The sequence below is a fragment of the uncultured Maricaulis sp. genome, from assembly GCF_963975345.1.
Classification (GTDB): domain Bacteria; phylum Pseudomonadota; class Alphaproteobacteria; order Caulobacterales; family Maricaulaceae; genus Maricaulis.
On record NZ_CAXBGE010000013.1, the window covers coordinates 1 to 14,319 of the forward strand.

General features: G+C 61.5%; 12 protein-coding genes. 4 read left to right on the forward strand and 8 right to left on the reverse strand.

All coding sequences use genetic code 11. From position 1 onward, the window contains the following. From AAC029_RS13560 to recA, 3 genes are all read right to left on the reverse strand, one after another. Positions 1-247: alanine--tRNA ligase-related protein (locus AAC029_RS13560; RefSeq protein ID WP_339748741.1), on the reverse strand; the 247-nt coding region annotated here is incomplete at its 3' end. A 105-nt stretch (positions 248-352) separates the two neighbouring features. Next, entirely contained in the window at positions 353-814 is a 462-nt protein-coding gene (locus AAC029_RS13565; RefSeq protein WP_339748743.1) for a hypothetical protein, read from the reverse strand. Positions 815-984: 170 nt separating this feature from the next. Next, complete coding sequence (gene recA / locus AAC029_RS13570; RefSeq protein WP_339748745.1) at positions 985-2,022, reverse strand: recombinase RecA; 1,038 nt, start codon at positions 2,020-2,022, stop codon at positions 985-987. 202 nt (positions 2,023-2,224) lie between these two features. Between recA and mltF the strand changes: the two genes are divergently transcribed. Further along, complete coding sequence (mltF, locus tag AAC029_RS13575) at positions 2,225-3,583, forward strand: membrane-bound lytic murein transglycosylase MltF (RefSeq protein WP_339749090.1); 1,359 nt, start codon at positions 2,225-2,227, stop codon at positions 3,581-3,583. 4 nt (positions 3,584-3,587) lie between these two features. Here the strand turns inward: mltF and AAC029_RS13580 are convergent, their stop codons facing one another. Continuing rightward, complete coding sequence (locus AAC029_RS13580; RefSeq protein ID WP_339748747.1) at positions 3,588-4,019, reverse strand: nuclear transport factor 2 family protein; 432 nt, start codon at positions 4,017-4,019, stop codon at positions 3,588-3,590. 1,064 nt (positions 4,020-5,083) lie between these two features. On the opposite strand from AAC029_RS13580, the gene AAC029_RS13585 reads away from it, so the two are divergent. After that, positions 5,084-5,905 carry an SDR family oxidoreductase gene (locus AAC029_RS13585; RefSeq protein WP_339748750.1) on the forward strand — a complete coding sequence of 274 codons (822 nt, stop codon included), beginning with the start codon at positions 5,084-5,086 and terminating at the stop codon, positions 5,903-5,905. Next, positions 5,902-7,482 carry a GMC family oxidoreductase gene (locus tag AAC029_RS13590; RefSeq protein ID WP_339748753.1) on the forward strand — a complete coding sequence of 527 codons (1,581 nt, stop codon included), beginning with the start codon at positions 5,902-5,904 and terminating at the stop codon, positions 7,480-7,482. The genes AAC029_RS13585 and AAC029_RS13590 overlap by 4 nt, the downstream gene beginning before the upstream one ends. Before the next feature lie 19 nt (positions 7,483-7,501). Here AAC029_RS13590 and AAC029_RS13595 read toward each other — a convergent pair whose 3' ends face one another. The 4 genes from AAC029_RS13595 to fliQ are packed head-to-tail and all read right to left on the reverse strand — an operon-like array spanning position 7,502 to position 12,202. Beyond that, positions 7,502-10,051 carry a response regulator gene (locus AAC029_RS13595; protein ID WP_339748756.1) on the reverse strand — a complete coding sequence of 850 codons (2,550 nt, stop codon included), beginning with the start codon at positions 10,049-10,051 and terminating at the stop codon, positions 7,502-7,504. Between the two features lie 39 nt (positions 10,052-10,090). Then, the gene (flhB, locus tag AAC029_RS13600; protein ID WP_339748758.1) at positions 10,091-11,179 is read right to left on the reverse strand and encodes a flagellar biosynthesis protein FlhB; all 1,089 of its coding nucleotides are present in this window, start codon (positions 11,177-11,179) and stop codon (positions 10,091-10,093) included. Positions 11,180-11,189: 10 nt separating this feature from the next. Next, positions 11,190-11,942, reverse strand: coding sequence for a flagellar biosynthetic protein FliR (gene fliR / locus AAC029_RS13605; RefSeq protein WP_339748762.1), 753 nt, complete (start codon positions 11,940-11,942; stop codon positions 11,190-11,192). Beyond that, positions 11,939-12,202 carry a flagellar biosynthesis protein FliQ gene (fliQ, locus tag AAC029_RS13610; RefSeq protein WP_339748765.1) on the reverse strand — a complete coding sequence of 88 codons (264 nt, stop codon included), beginning with the start codon at positions 12,200-12,202 and terminating at the stop codon, positions 11,939-11,941. The genes fliR and fliQ overlap by 4 nt, the downstream gene beginning before the upstream one ends. Before the next feature lie 112 nt (positions 12,203-12,314). Between fliQ and AAC029_RS13615 the strand changes: the two genes are divergently transcribed. After that, complete coding sequence (locus tag AAC029_RS13615) at positions 12,315-14,195, forward strand: DUF885 domain-containing protein (RefSeq protein WP_339748767.1); 1,881 nt, start codon at positions 12,315-12,317, stop codon at positions 14,193-14,195. The last annotated feature ends 124 nt before the right edge of the window (positions 14,196-14,319 follow it).

Genomic DNA, 14,319 nt, shown 5'->3' on the forward strand with positions numbered 1-14,319 from the left:
TATAGCCGACATTGTCGAGATCATTATGCTTGCCGCCGGCGCGGACGCATTTCTGTGACGAGGTCGCACGTTGGTAGGACCGGGTCTCTTTGCCAGTGAAGACATTCTTGAACGGGACCATGCCGGCATTGACGAATAGCAGGGTCGGATCGTCCTGCGGCACCAGCGGGCTGGAGGCGACGACCTCGTGGCCATTGGCACCAAAATAGTCGAGAAATGTCGCCCGGATATCGCGCAAGCTGGCCATCATATCATCCTGTATCGCGTCGTGTTTGCGGCGCCCGGCCGAAGCCGCTGCGTTAGCAGTTTTCAGGAGATATGGAAACGCGATGGCCTGCGCAAGCCGGTGCCGTCAGACCGCTGTCGCCAGGGCCGTGACATCACCGAACTGGTGGAAGCCTGTGCCCTGCCGGATATCGTCAAACCAAGCCTGCGGAAACCCGTGAACCTCAACGGCGGCTTGAAGCGAGTCGACATACCGGCGGCGCTTGTTGGAATTCTCCGCGTCGCGAGTGAATTCGCGCCATAACCGCGCCTCGCTTCGAACCTGGTCCGGCATGGTCCAGACCGAGTTTTGGGAAAAGACCTCGCCGCGCGCTCTCTGCGCTTCAAAATAGACATCCGCCAAGCCGCCAAGATCATCGGCATCGATCTGTGCCAATGACACGTCAGGCGTGAAATAAGCGATCTCAAGATCATCATAGCGGAAGTGTTCGCGATCTACATAGAGTTTGCCGACAAAGTCGAGATCGACAGGTGTGACAATCGCGCTAAAGACAAAGATCCGGAGCTTTCGCTCCAGATGTACCAACATTCCGACCGCCACAAACACACCCCCGCTCAAAACGCTTCAGGTCCCCAGCTGGCTGCGTCCCATCCGGGAGCTCAGCCATTCTGGACGCCTTGCGGCACCTTCATACCGCAAAGCGGTTAATTGAGCGTGGTTGTTCCGGGCGCTGCGCAGCAACGCCCGGAGCAGATTGGTCAGCCAGCGGCGGCTTCATCCTCGTCGAGATCCTTGCCGACGAGCAGCACGTCAGCGATCAGTCCGGCATTGGCGCGGACCTTGGCTTCGATTTCCTTGGCCATGGCCTGGTTGTCGATCATGAATTTGCGCGCATTCTCGCGGCCCTGACCGATACGTTCCGAATTATAGGAATACCAGGAACCGGACTTCTCGATGATGTCACCCTTGACGCCAAGATCGATCAGCTCGCCCATTTTGGAGATGCCTTCGCCATAGAGAATGTCGAATTCAACTTCGCGGAAGGGCGGCGCCACCTTGTTCTTGACGACTTTCACGCGGGTCTGATTGCCGATCACTTCGTCACGGTCCTTGATCGCACCGATGCGGCGGATGTCGAGCCGGACGGAAGCGTAGAATTTCAGCGCATTGCCGCCCGTTGTGGTTTCAGGGCTGCCGAACATGACGCCGATCTTCATCCGGATCTGGTTGATGAAGATGACCATGCATTTCGATTTCGAGATCGAACCGGTCAGCTTGCGCAGCGCTTGGCTCATCAGACGGGCTTGCAGGCCGGGCAGGCTGTCGCCCATCTCGCCTTCGAGCTCGGCGCGCGGTGTCAGGGCGGCGACCGAATCGATCACCAGCACGTCAATCGCACCGGAACGCACCAGCGTATCGGCAATTTCCAGCGCTTGCTCGCCGGTATCGGGCTGCGACACCAGAAGTTCAGCGACATCAACGCCCAGCTTGCCGGCATAGACCGGATCAAGCGCGTGTTCGGCGTCGATGAAGGCACAGACCCCGCCGAGCTTTTGCCCCTCGGCGATCGTGTGCAGCGCCAGCGTCGTCTTGCCCGAGCTTTCAGGGCCGTAGATTTCAACGATCCGGCCCTTGGGCAGACCGCCAATGCCGAGCGCGATGTCGAGCCCGAGCGAGCCGGAAGAAATCGATTCGATCTCCATCGCCGGCTTGGCTCCGAGCTTCATGACCGAGCCCTTGCCGAAGGCCTTGTCGATCTGGCTCAACGCCGCCTCGATCGCCTTTTTCTTGTCCATACCTGAATCGTTCACGAGTCGAATCGCGCCCTTGCTCATATCGATATTCCCTTATTTCACGCCCCTCGGTCACGGGCAACCGAGACACAACGTACCAGTTTTGTTCCGGAACACAAGCGGAACATTTATGGTTAACAAAACGGAACAAAACGATGCCACCGCAGGCGGCTTGGCGAGCGCGCAGCGAGCGCCTATCTTGACGATGATGATCTCAAGCCGCCATCTCCTCGTGATTGTGATCCTATTTGTGCTGGCGGGCTGCGGCCCGGCGGCGGTGCCCAGCGGCGTCGCCTCCATGGAAGAACTGCAGGCGCGCGGCAGTCTGATCGTCCTCACTCTGGAAGGGCCGACGAGCTATATGCCCGGCGAGGATGGCCCCAGCGGCTATGAAGTTGATCTCGTGCGGGCCTTTGCGGCCAGTCTCGGTGTCGAGCCGCGTTTCGAGACTCGACCCTCGATCACAGCCCTCACAACCGCCCTCGCCAATGGCGAGGGCGATATCGCCGCGGCCGGTCTAACCGTCACACCATCACGCGAAGCCCACATGCTGTTCGGCCCGGCCTACAAGACCGTGACCGAGCAATTGGTCTGCCATAATGGCGGACCGGCGCCGACATCGCTGAACGATCTGGGCCGGGCCCGCATCGTGGTTTTGGCGGGTTCAAGCTATCTTGAGACGCTACAGGCCCTGCCCGCCCGCCCGCAGGCGCTGCACTGGACTGAACGCCGCGCCGGGTCGGCCATGCCGCTGCTTGAAGCGGTCGATGCGGGGGATTTCGACTGCACCATCGCCGATTCGCACTTGGCCGACTTCGCCCGCCGCCGTCATCCCGATCTGGTGGTGGCGATGGATCTGACCGGCGAGGAATCGCTGGCCTGGGCCTATTCGCAGCATATCGACGGTCTTGGCGATGCGCTGGCCAGCTGGTTCAACCAGATCCACCAAGGCGATTTGCTGGAACGGCTGGACGAAAACTGGTTCGGCCAGTTCGGCGATTTCAACTATGTTGATGTGTCCAGCTTCGTCGACCGGGTCGAAACGCGGCTGCCGCAATATGAGCGCTGGTTCGAACTGGCGGCCGAGCGGACCACGTTCGACTGGGACCTGCTTGCCGCACAAGCCTATCAGGAATCGCACTGGGACCCTGACGCCATCAGCGATACCGGCGTGCGCGGATTGATGATGCTGACACTGTCGACCGCCGAACGCGTCGGCGTCGAAGACCGTACCGATCCGCGCCAGAGCATTGTCGGCGGCGCCACCTATCTGGAAGACCTCTATCAACGCGTCCCCAGCGGCGTCACCGGCGAGGATCGGGTCTGGTTCGCACTGGCTGCCTATAATGTCGGCATGGGCCACATGTATGACGCCCGCACCCTGGCCGAGCGCCAGGGGCTCGAGAAAAACAGCTGGGAAGATCTGGCCCGCGTACTGCCGCTTCTGTCCGACCCGACGCATTATCGCGGCCTGCGCTATGGCTATGCCCGCGGCCAGGAGCCGGTGCGCTATGTCCAGAAAGTCCGCGAATACCGCGCCCTGCTCAATGCGCAGGGGCTCTGACGCGTCAACCCAGCCCCAGCGCCGCCAGCAAGGCCAGTCGGTCAAAATAGGGCCGCTCGCAGACGATTTTGTCTGAGCCCGGCGCGAATTCGAAACTGGCCATCATCTTGAGCCGGAAGGCGCGGCCCGTCGGCGGCAAATCGGCCGTCGGCAATTTGAGCGGACCGAGATGCGTTCCCGTCAACCAGAACTCCACCAGAACGCTGTCGCCACCGGCGCCGATTGCGATGATCTCATTGCCCTGATCCGGAAATGCCGCGCGTGAGGTCGCGAAATAGCCGCGCACGGCCTCCTCGCCGTCAAAAACCGTCTCCATGCCCTGCATTTCATAGCGCGGGTGCTGGAAGGTCGCGATCACCGCGTCCCAGTCATGTTCGCATTCCAGGCGCATATGATCGCGCACCACCTGAAGTCTCGCTTGCGTCAGTTCGTCCATCGATATTCGCTCCGTCATCGGCTCACGCGGTGAAGCCTAGCGTCGATTGGCGAGCGGGGAAATTGTATGAAGGCAATTCACGATGTGTCCCTGCCGGCGCCTTTGAGTCCGCGCGCGCCCTGCCCGCCCACGACCGGCAGCGCGAGACCCTCACCAGCTCCGCCCCGGACGCAGTCCGGGGCGGAGCTGGTGAGGATGGCGGGTGCGGCGGGGGTCAGGACGGGTTTTCTCAATAAATACAAAACTCTACTTCCACCGGATTTATTCCGGGGCCCGCCGGAGAGGAATCCAGCCAGGCTCTCGATTGATGGCAGACCCCGGAATTCGTTGCGCTCCTCCGGGGGAAAATGATGTGTTGGTTTGGAGTATGAATTCGCGACTTATCCCACACCAAAGCCACAAATCAGCGTCATCCCAGCGCAGGCTGGCACCCAGATTCACTCACTGGCATCTATTTGATTAAGCGCTAGTTTTCGCACGCTTCCGCTCGACGAGCTGGCTTCCAGCCTGCGCTGGAATGACGCTTTTTTGGCCAAACTTATCCCCACCCCCTCCACGCTGGCGCATACTCCAGCTGTTCCGGTCGCACGGGAGGCGTGAGCTCAGCCACTGGCGGCGATCGGGAGCGTGGAGCTCATCCGCACGAAGGTTTGACAGCCCAAGTTCCGGTGAGGCCATGATTGGGGAAGAGCGGCATCAGGGCTCGACCGTGCATCCCTGAATATTTCGAGACGGGGGCCGCAAGGCGTCCGACCAAATCTCCCATCTTTTCCAGGAAGAATTGGTGGGACGTCACGAATGTCACCCCCATTCATCTACCTCAACTCCGGCATCCGCCGGCGTCCCACACACCTCCCATTGCGAGGTGACCCACTTATCCCTCCAGCCGGAAACGGCGTGGAGATTTTGGCGCAACGTGAAAAGGGGACAGGTATATTTAACGCGCCCGCACCACGGTGCCATTGCGGTCGAAACGGACAGACTGCGCGTTAAATATACCTGTCCCCTTTTCAGAGCCTCGAATTGACTTGCGGCGACAACAGGAAACAGAATGGGACACGGCCATGGCTATCGAACCCCTCCCCCATCGCACCGCATTGATCACCGGAGCCTCGGCCGGGCTCGGCGAGGCGTTTGCGCAGGCGCTGGCGCGGCGCGGGTGCGATCTGGTGTTGGTTGCACGGCGCGAGGATCGGCTACACAGTCTGGCGCAGAGCCTTGAAAAGGCCCACGGCATCAGGGCGCTGGTCATTGCCCAGGATTTGTCTGTGCCCGATGCCGGCGCGCGCATTATCGACGCGCTCGACGCTGCCGGGGTCTCACCGGATATTCTGGTCAATAATGCCGGCTATTCGATCGCCCCTGATTATCTTGAGGCCGACTGGCCAGCGCAGCGCGATTTCATCATGACGTCGGTGATGGCGGTTTGCGCCCTGACGCATGCGCTGGTGCCGGCGATGGTCGCAAGGCGTTGGGGCCGGGTGATCAATCTGTCCTCGATCGTCGCCTTTGCGCCGGGCGGCAGCGGCCACACCCTCTATCCCGCCGCCAAGAGCTTTACCTTGCGCTTCTCGCAATCGCTGCGCGAAGAAGTGCGCGGGCATGGCGTCAAGGTGACGGCGGTCTGTCCCGGTTCGACCGCGACCGAGTTCCAGAGCGTCAACATGCCCTCCAGCACGGCGAGCAGCGGGTTCTGGGTCCAGAGCGCTGCGGCTGTTGTAGAAAGCAGCCTGCGCGCCAATGCCGTCGGCCGCGCCGTGCACGTGCCCGGCTGGCACAACAAGGCGATCGTGACGGCGCTCAAACTCCTGCCCGACGCCCTCCTGCTGCCCCTGATCCGCATCGGCCAAGGCGCGCTGGCCAAACAGGAAAGTGAGCTCTCATGAGCCAGTCCAAAACCTACGACGTGATCATCATCGGATCGGGCGCTGGCGGCGGTACCGTCGCCCAGTCGCTGGCCGAGACCGGCAAATCCATCCTGATTCTCGAGCGCGGCGAACATTTGCCACGCGAAGTCGAGAACTGGGATCCGAAGACGGTCTTCATCGAACGCAAATACCGGACGAACGAGAAATGGGTCAACAAGGCGGGCAGCCAATTCGTCCCGAATTGCCATTACTGGGTCGGCGGCAATACGATCTTTTACGGCGCCGTGCTGATGCGGATGCGCGAATCCGATTTTGAGGTTGTCCAGCACGAGGACGGCGTCTCACCGGCTTGGCCGATCAGCTATGGGGATTTGGCGCCCTATTATGACCAAGCCGAACAGATCTGGCGCGTGCGCGGCAATCGCGGCGAGGATCCGGCCGAACCGCCAACCAGCGGCCCCTATGCCCATCCCGGTATCCGTCATGATGATGAAGTGGCCCGCCTGATGGCGCATCTGCGCGATGACCAGGGCTGGAAGCCCTTCACCCTGCCGCTGGGCGTGCAGCGCGATGATGATGACCCGGTGCACAGCGCCTGCATACGCTGCGAGACCTGCGGCGGCTTTCCCTGCCTGGTGAAGGCCAAGTCGGATGCACGCACGATCGCCATCGAACCGCTGTCGAAGCATCCCAATGTCACCTTGCTGACCGGCCGGCTGGTCAACCGTCTGGAGACCGGCACCGACGGGCGCACCGTCACCGGCGTCGTCTGCGAAGGGCCGGACGGGCAGGAAGTCTATAGCGCCGGCATCGTCGTGCTGGCCGCCGGTGCTGCCAATACGGCGGCCGTGCTGCAACGCTCGGCGACGCCTCGGCATCCCAATGGCCTCGCCAACGGCTCAGACCAGGTCGGGCGCAATTACATGTTTCACACGATGACGGCGGTCATTTCAGCCAGCTCCCACAAGGCCAAAACGCGTTTCCCCAAAACGCTCGGCATCAATGATTTCTACCGGGGCGATCCCGATGGAAGTTATGATTTCCCGATGGGCCACATCCAGAGCCTGGAATACATGGAAGGCCCGATGCTGGAGGGCCAGCTCGACACCGAATTCCCGCTCGCCGACAAGCTGATCCCGAAATTCATCGCCGACAGCCTGGCACGTCGCATGCTCAGCTTTCTGGTCTTGTCCGAAGACCTGCCCCAGCCGGACAACCGCATCCGCTGGCTCAATGGCCAGATCCATCTCGACTACACCCACAATAACCTGTCGGGTCACAAGCGCCTGGTGAAGAAGTTTGATCGGGCGCTGGACGGGTTTTGTGACGGCAAGCGCGTCATCCTCGACCATCATTTCCAGGTCCAGCAATTACTGCCGATCTATGGCACCGCGCATCAATGCGGCACGGCGCGGATGGGCGATGATCCGACGAGCAGCGTCGTCAATGCCGATTGCCGCGCCCATGAAGTCGACAATCTCTACATCGTCGATACCAGCGTCTTCTGCTCATCGGCCGCAGTCAATCCGACCCTGACCCTGGTTGCCATCGCCCTGCGGGCCGGCGAGCATCTGCGTCAGCGCCTGTCGGCCTGAAGCCATATCTCGCGCCGGATCAGGTTTTCTCGGCCCGCTTCAACATCTCCTGTTTCACCTTCTCGGCCAGTTGGGTCAGGGTGAAGGGCTTGGGCAGGAAGGAGACTTCCTGTTCTTCCGACAGGGTCTTGGAGAACTCCTCGGCAGCATAGCCGGAGATGAAAACGACGCGGGTATCGGTCAGCATGTGCCGTGCCTTTTGCAGCAGGCCGGGACCGTCGAGGCCGGGCATGACGACGTCGGAGAGCAACAGGTCGAAGCCTTCCTTGTCATCCTCGAGGATCTCATAGGCCTCCTCGCCATCGCAGGCCTCGACGACGTCATAGCCGCGCTTGGCCAATGTCTTGGCTGCGATATGGCGCACCGCGTCCTCGTCCTCGACCAGCAGGATGCGGCCATGGCCGGACAGATCAGAGGGAACCGGCTCGACGGCGCGAGCCTCCTCGGCCTGTTTGAACTCGGCATGTTCCGCTTCGGTCGGCTCGTGACCAGGCAGGTAGATGGTGAAGGTTGTGCCCTTGCCAAGCTCGGAACTGGCGAACAGGAAACCGCCAGACTGTTTGACGATGCCATAGACGGTCGCGAGGCCGAGACCGGTGCCCTTGCCGGCCTCCTTGGTGGTGAAGAATGGCTCGAAGATTTTCTCCAGCGTCTCGGCATCCATGCCGTGACCTTCATCGCTGACGGCAATCGAGACCCACGGCCCCGGCCGTGGATTGGGGCCACCAGCCCTGCGGACATCCTCGGCGCTAAGCGCCGATGTGCGGATCACCAGCGAGCCGCCGCCCTGGTCGCGCATCGCATCGCGGGCATTGGCGGCGAGATTGATGATTGCGGTTTCCAGCTGGCCCTTGTCGACCTTGATCATCGGCACATCGCGACCATGGATGATGTCGAGCCGCACCGTCTCTTCGACGATCTGACGCAGCAGGACCGAGACGTCCGACAGCAGATCGCCGATATCCATCGCTTCCATGCGGAAGGTCTGTTTGCGCGAGAAGGCGAGCAGTTTGCGCACCAGGCCGGCAGCGCGGACCACGGTCTGATTGATCGATTGCAGCTCGCCATAATCGGGATCGCCGACCGGGTGACGATTGAGCAATTCATCGCAATTAAGCCGGACCGCAGTCAGGAGATTGTTGAAATCATGCGCCACACCACCCGCCAGCTGGCCGACCGCCTGCATCTTGTTGGCTTGCGAGAAATGCCGCTCGAGTTCCTTCCACGCCGTCACATCGATAATATAGGCGACCCGTTTGCCGCCGCGCGCCGGGGCGAAGGCGAGGTGGACATAGGCGGCGCTTTCGCCGTCCAGCCGCGCCTCGGCCGGCTCCTTGCCGCCAGCCATGGCGACTGCAAAGGCGTCGGTCGCCGAGCGGCCGTCTTCCCAGTTGAAGATTTCGCAGAATTTGACCCCCGGTATCGCCTTGCCGCCCGAGAGCTGAACCAGGGCCGGATTGACGTCCTCGATCATCGCGGTTTCCGGATCGGCACCATCGAGGCGCACGACGCCGAACGGCGCGCTGGCGAACATGTCGTCGAGCGTGCGTCCGGCGGGCCGTGCCTCGCCCATCGACTGGGCCACGCCCGGAGGCGAGCCGGTCGGAGACAGGCCGTACAGCACGCCGCGGCCGATGGACGGTTCACCCGGCGCCCATTCAATCGCTACCACGACCGGGCTCTCAATCCCGTCACGGGCCCGCAAACGGCAATCAATCCGCGTCACGCCTTCTCCGCCGCGCGTCTGCAGCACCGCCTTGGCGCCATCGCCGGTCAACACGTCACCGAGAGCGGGAAAGCCCTGCCCTTCGATCAGGCCGAGCCAGCCGCGTAAGGTCGCATTACCCATCGCGATCTCGCCCGTCGGACGCAGCGAAAACAGACCGACCGGCGCGTGTTGCGACCAGTCCGCCATCGATGAGGCCTGCCCCATCGAACGGTCGCCAATCGGCGTCAGCCGCCACAGGATCATCTGATCCGGCTGCGGCAGGGCTTCAAGATGATATTGACCGATACTGCCATCGGCCAGTTCAAGCGGCGGCAGGAGTTCACAGGCGCCCTCGCCGCGTGCCGCAGCCCGCGCCAGACGATAAACCGCGCCATCACCGCCACCGGCCCCGGACCAGATGCGGTCAATGCCGGGAATGCCGAAGCTTTGACCAAAGCCGGCTGCCGCCAGGGCGAGGTCGCGATAGGCGGCATTGGCCCAGCGACCGGCACCGCGTTGATCGGTCATCAGCACCGGATCGGGGAAGGATTCCATCGCTTGGCCGGCCAGCATCGCGGCGCTGGGGGCCTGATTGCGGTTGATCCGCTTGCGCATGCTGCGGCCCGCCGTTTCACCGGCGGCAATCGCGTAGAGCACCAGAAAACCGATCGCCGCCAAGCCTGACAACAGGACAAAGCCCTGCCAGCCATCCTGGCCGGCCGCAAACAGGGCCGCCAGCGCCGCCAGGACGACAATGAAGACACAGACCCAGAAGGCGACGCGCCCGAAAGGCTTCGACCAGAAGGATTTGCGGCTTGCCGTGGTCTCGGCAGCGTTGTCTGCGGCGGGCAGTTCAGCCATGGGAGGCTCCAGCACGAATCAATCAATCAGGAGTACAGACTACTCGCTCGGCGCATATTGTGCGCGGCCACGCGAAAGTGACAGCACATAGCCGATAATCTTGGCAACCGCCTTGAAGTGATCGACCGGGATTTCCTGATCCAGCTCGGCGGTGGCGAACAGCGCCCGGGCCAAAGGCGGATCCTCGACAATCGGAATATCATGCGCCTTGGCGACCTCGCGGATACGCAAAGCCACCTCGTCGACGCCGAGGGCGAGACAGATCGGCGCGGCCGTCTTGCCCTGTTCGTAGAGCAGCGCGACGGCATAGTGGGTCGGGTTGGTGATGATCACGGTTGCTTCGGGCACCCGCGCCATCATCCGGCGCTGCGAGCGTTCATGGCGCAATTGGCGCAGTTTCGCCTTGACCATGGGATCGCCATCGGAATTCTTGTGCTCGTCCTTGATCTCCTGCTTCGACATCCGGTTACGCTTCATGAAGCTCTGCTTCTGGAAAGCGTAGTCAGCTGCCGCGATCAGCGCATAAACGACCAGACAGGCCAGTAGCAGTTCAATTGAGATTTTACGAACCAGGATCAGGATCGCCGAAACATCGAGACCGGGCATGCCGGCGAGCAATTCGCGCTTCGGCCACAGCACGACGAAGGCGGCGAGGCCAACGAGCCCCATCTTGCCGATCCCCTTGAGGAAGTTGGCGACGCCCTGCGGGCCGAAATTGCGCTTGAAGCCCTCAACCGGATTGATCTTGGACAGCTTGGGCTGGATCTTTTCGGTGGTGAAGATCATGCCCTGTTGCAAATAATGGCCCGCAAAACCGGCCCCGGCGAGCATCAGGATCGGGATACCAACGATGACCGCAACATGCCAGGCGGTCTGGCGCATCATCGCCATGATGGCGGTCGGCTCGACGGCGAAGGCGTCGGCCTGTTCAAGATAGACCACCAGCGTGCCGGCCAGATTGCGCGCCATCGGCGGGAACATGAAGCTGAGCAGGGCCAGACCGGCCGCAAGGATAAACCAGCCAGGGATTTCCTGCGATTTGGCGACATCACCCTTCTCGCGGGCATCGTCGAGCTTTTTCTGGGTTGGTTCTTCGGTTTTTTGACTTTCGTCTTCGCCTTCGGCCATCCCGTCCCCCTCAGTTCAGATCAATCGCGAATTGGCGCATGCGGTCGAGCCAGACCGCGCTCATGGCGCCAAGCGATATTGTGAGGATGAAGAGCCCGACCATGATGTTGGACGGCATGGCGATAAAGAATATCTGGGCCTGGGGCATCAGGCGCGAGAGCACGCCGAGCGCCAGGTAAAAGACCAATCCGAACACAATCATCGGTGCCGCGATCTGAACACCGAGTCGGAAGGCATCGCTTAAGGCCTGCAGCGCCCAAGCGGCGGCATCGGCCATTGGCGGCAATTCGCCCGGTGGGAAGACGAGGTAGGAATTGCTCGTCGTCAGCAGCAGAAGATGGTGCAGATTGGTCGCGAACATCAGGACCAAAAAAGTCAGATTGAGCAGGGTCGCGAAAATCGCCCCCTGCTGGCCTTGCGACGGATCGAAGGTCTGGGCGAAGGCGAGGCCGCTCTGCATGCCGATCACCTGGCCGGCGATGGCCGCCATCGACATCAGCATCCGCGCGATGCCACCAATCATCAACCCGATCAGCATCTCCCCCATCACCAACCCGGCCAATGGCAGCGGCTCAGCCGGCATGGGCGGCAGGGTGGGCGCAATGATCGGGCCAAGGATCAGCGCCACCAACAGCGCGAAGGAGAGCCGGATGCGCACCGGAATGCTCGGCTCGGCGAAGCCGGGCATCAGCATCAAAATTGTGCCGACACGAGCGAACACCAGCCCGGCGGCGAAGACCAGTCCTGGCAGATCGGGGATCATGGATTGACGATCCGTTGGACCACCTCGGCCATGAAGCCGGACAACAAAGCGCCCATCAGCGGCAGAAAGAGCAACATCGACACGAAAATGGCGATGATCTTCGGCACGAAAACCAGCGTCATTTCCTGAATTTGGGTCAGCGCCTGAAACAGCGCGATCACAATGCCCACCGCCAAACCGGTCAGCATGATCGGACCGGCCATTGCGAGAGTCAGCCAGATTGCATCGCGTGCAAAGTCGAGGACTTCAGGTCCGGTCACGTGTCTGGCCTTAGCGGGCAAAGAGAATCGGGGTTACGGTTAATTATGTTTACGCTTGGCCCGGGCACGTTAAGAAAGAGTCAATTTTCGACTTCCAAGGGGATCAACCGCCATGTCATTTCGATCAATGCTGGCCAGTACCAGCGCACTCGTTCTGCTCGCCGCCTGCTCGCCGCAGACTGCCGAAAATACCGCTCCGTCCGAGAGCGCCGCGACTGAGACGGCCGCCGCCGCGCAAACAGAGACCCAACGGCTCAACACCTGGTTCGACGAAGAGTTCAATGCCGAGCTCGCCTATCACCCGCTCTACAAGACCTATCTCGGCATGATCGACGACCTCGAGGCCTATGGTCAGTGGGAAGACCCTTCTGACGAGGCATCCGATGCAAGCCTGGCCCGCGAACAGGCAGCGCGCGATTACATGCACGCGAATTTCGATTTCGACGCGCTGACGCCGGACGCCCAGGTGTCGTGGCAATTCTTCGACTTCATCACGGACAATGATACCGCCCAAGCCGAGTTCCGCGATCACGGCTATATCTTCACCCAGTTTTTTGGACCGCACACCGATCTTCCCTCCGTACTGATCGGCTATCACCGCATTGCCAATGTCGACCAGGCCGAGGCCTATCTGTCGCGGCTCTCAACGCTGGGCGACCAGATCCGCTTCTATACCGAGCAGGCCGATGAGCGCGCTCAAGCCGGCATTCTGGCGCCAGCCTTTGCCTACCCGATCGTGATGGAAGCCGCCCAACGCATCATCACCGGCGCGCCCTTCGACGAGAGCGGCACGGATTCGCCCCTGCTGGCCGATTTCCGCGGCAAGGTCGATGCGCTCGATATCGACGAAGCGGCCAAGACGGCGCTGATTGATCGCGCCATCGCCGATCTCACCGACACTGTCGGGCCGGCCTATCGCGATCTGATCACGGTGATGGCCCGCCACAATGAAATGACCGGCGGCGAGAATAATGGCGCTTGGGCGCTGCCCGATGGCGATGCTTACTATCGCAGCCAACTGGCCAATTACACCACGCGCGACGACATGACGGCGGAACAGATCCACCAGATCGGTCTGGACGAGGTCGATCGGATTCACCTCGAAATGCACCAGATCATGGACCAGGTCGGGTTTGAGGGTTCATTGCAGGACTTCTTCGCTTTCCTGCGCACCGACCCGCAATTCTACTATCCCGATACGGATGCAGGCCGCGCCCGCTATCTGTCGGAAGCGACCAGCCTGATCGATCATGTGATGGAACGGGCGCCGCAATTTTTCGACCGCCTGCCGACCGGCCGGCTGGAAGTGCGCGCCGTGGAGCAATACCGTATCACGACCGCAACTGGCGCTTTCTATGAAAGCGGATCGCTCGATGGTTCCCGTCCTGGCGCCTATTACGTCAATCTCGCCCATATGGACGAAATGCCGGTCTACCAGATGGAGACCCTCGCCTATCATGAGGGCGCACCGGGGCATCACTTCCAGATCGCGCTGGCCCAGGAGCTCGAAGACACGCCGATGTTCCAGCGTCTGCAGGGTTATTCGGCCTATGCCGAGGGTTGGGGCCTGTATGCCGAGCATCTCGGCAAGGATATGGGCTTCTTCACTGATCCCTACCAGGATTTCGGCCGCCTCTCCTATGAAGTCTTCCGCGCCGCCCGGCTGGTCGTCGATACCGGCATCCACGAAATGCACTGGAGCCAGGAAGACGCCGTCAATTACATGCTCGAAAATACCGCCAATACGCGCGGCGATATCGAGGAAGAAGTGCGCCGTTACTTCGTCTGGCCCGGTCAGGCCGTGTCCTACAAGATCGGCATGATGACGATCCTGCAATTGCGCGAGAGTGCGCAGGCGCAATTGGGTGATGATTTCAACTGGGGCGAATTCCACGATGTCGTCCTCACCCACGGCTCGATCCCGCTGCCGCTGCTTGAACAACTGGTCAATGACTGGATTGCCGCCAAGCTCGCAGCCCGCAGCGCCAACTGATCCAACTGCGGCGGAGGCGCTTATCATCCCCGCCTCCGCCGCAACCCTCCCTGGCTAATCCTGCGGCACGCTGGGCTTGACCGAACCGGGTTAACCCCTGACCTTGCCGGTCGAGCAGGCTCTC

Coding starts and splice junctions, on each gene's coding strand:
- AAC029_RS13565 (WP_339748743.1), bottom strand. CDS start 814: ATGTTGGTACATCTGGAGCGAAAGCTCCGGATCTTTGTCTTTAGCGCG.
- recA (WP_339748745.1), bottom strand. CDS start 2,022: ATGGACAAGAAAAAGGCGATCGAGGCGGCGTTGAGCCAGATCGACAAG.
- mltF (WP_339749090.1), top strand. CDS start 2,225: ATGATGATCTCAAGCCGCCATCTCCTCGTGATTGTGATCCTATTTGTG.
- AAC029_RS13580 (WP_339748747.1), bottom strand. CDS start 4,019: ATGGACGAACTGACGCAAGCGAGACTTCAGGTGGTGCGCGATCATATG.
- AAC029_RS13585 (WP_339748750.1), top strand. CDS start 5,084: ATGGCTATCGAACCCCTCCCCCATCGCACCGCATTGATCACCGGAGCC.
- AAC029_RS13590 (WP_339748753.1), top strand. CDS start 5,902: ATGAGCCAGTCCAAAACCTACGACGTGATCATCATCGGATCGGGCGCT.
- AAC029_RS13595 (WP_339748756.1), bottom strand. CDS start 10,051: ATGGCTGAACTGCCCGCCGCAGACAACGCTGCCGAGACCACGGCAAGC.
- flhB (WP_339748758.1), bottom strand. CDS start 11,179: ATGGCCGAAGGCGAAGACGAAAGTCAAAAAACCGAAGAACCAACCCAG.
- fliR (WP_339748762.1), bottom strand. CDS start 11,942: ATGATCCCCGATCTGCCAGGACTGGTCTTCGCCGCCGGGCTGGTGTTC.
- AAC029_RS13615 (WP_339748767.1), top strand. CDS start 12,315: ATGTCATTTCGATCAATGCTGGCCAGTACCAGCGCACTCGTTCTGCTC.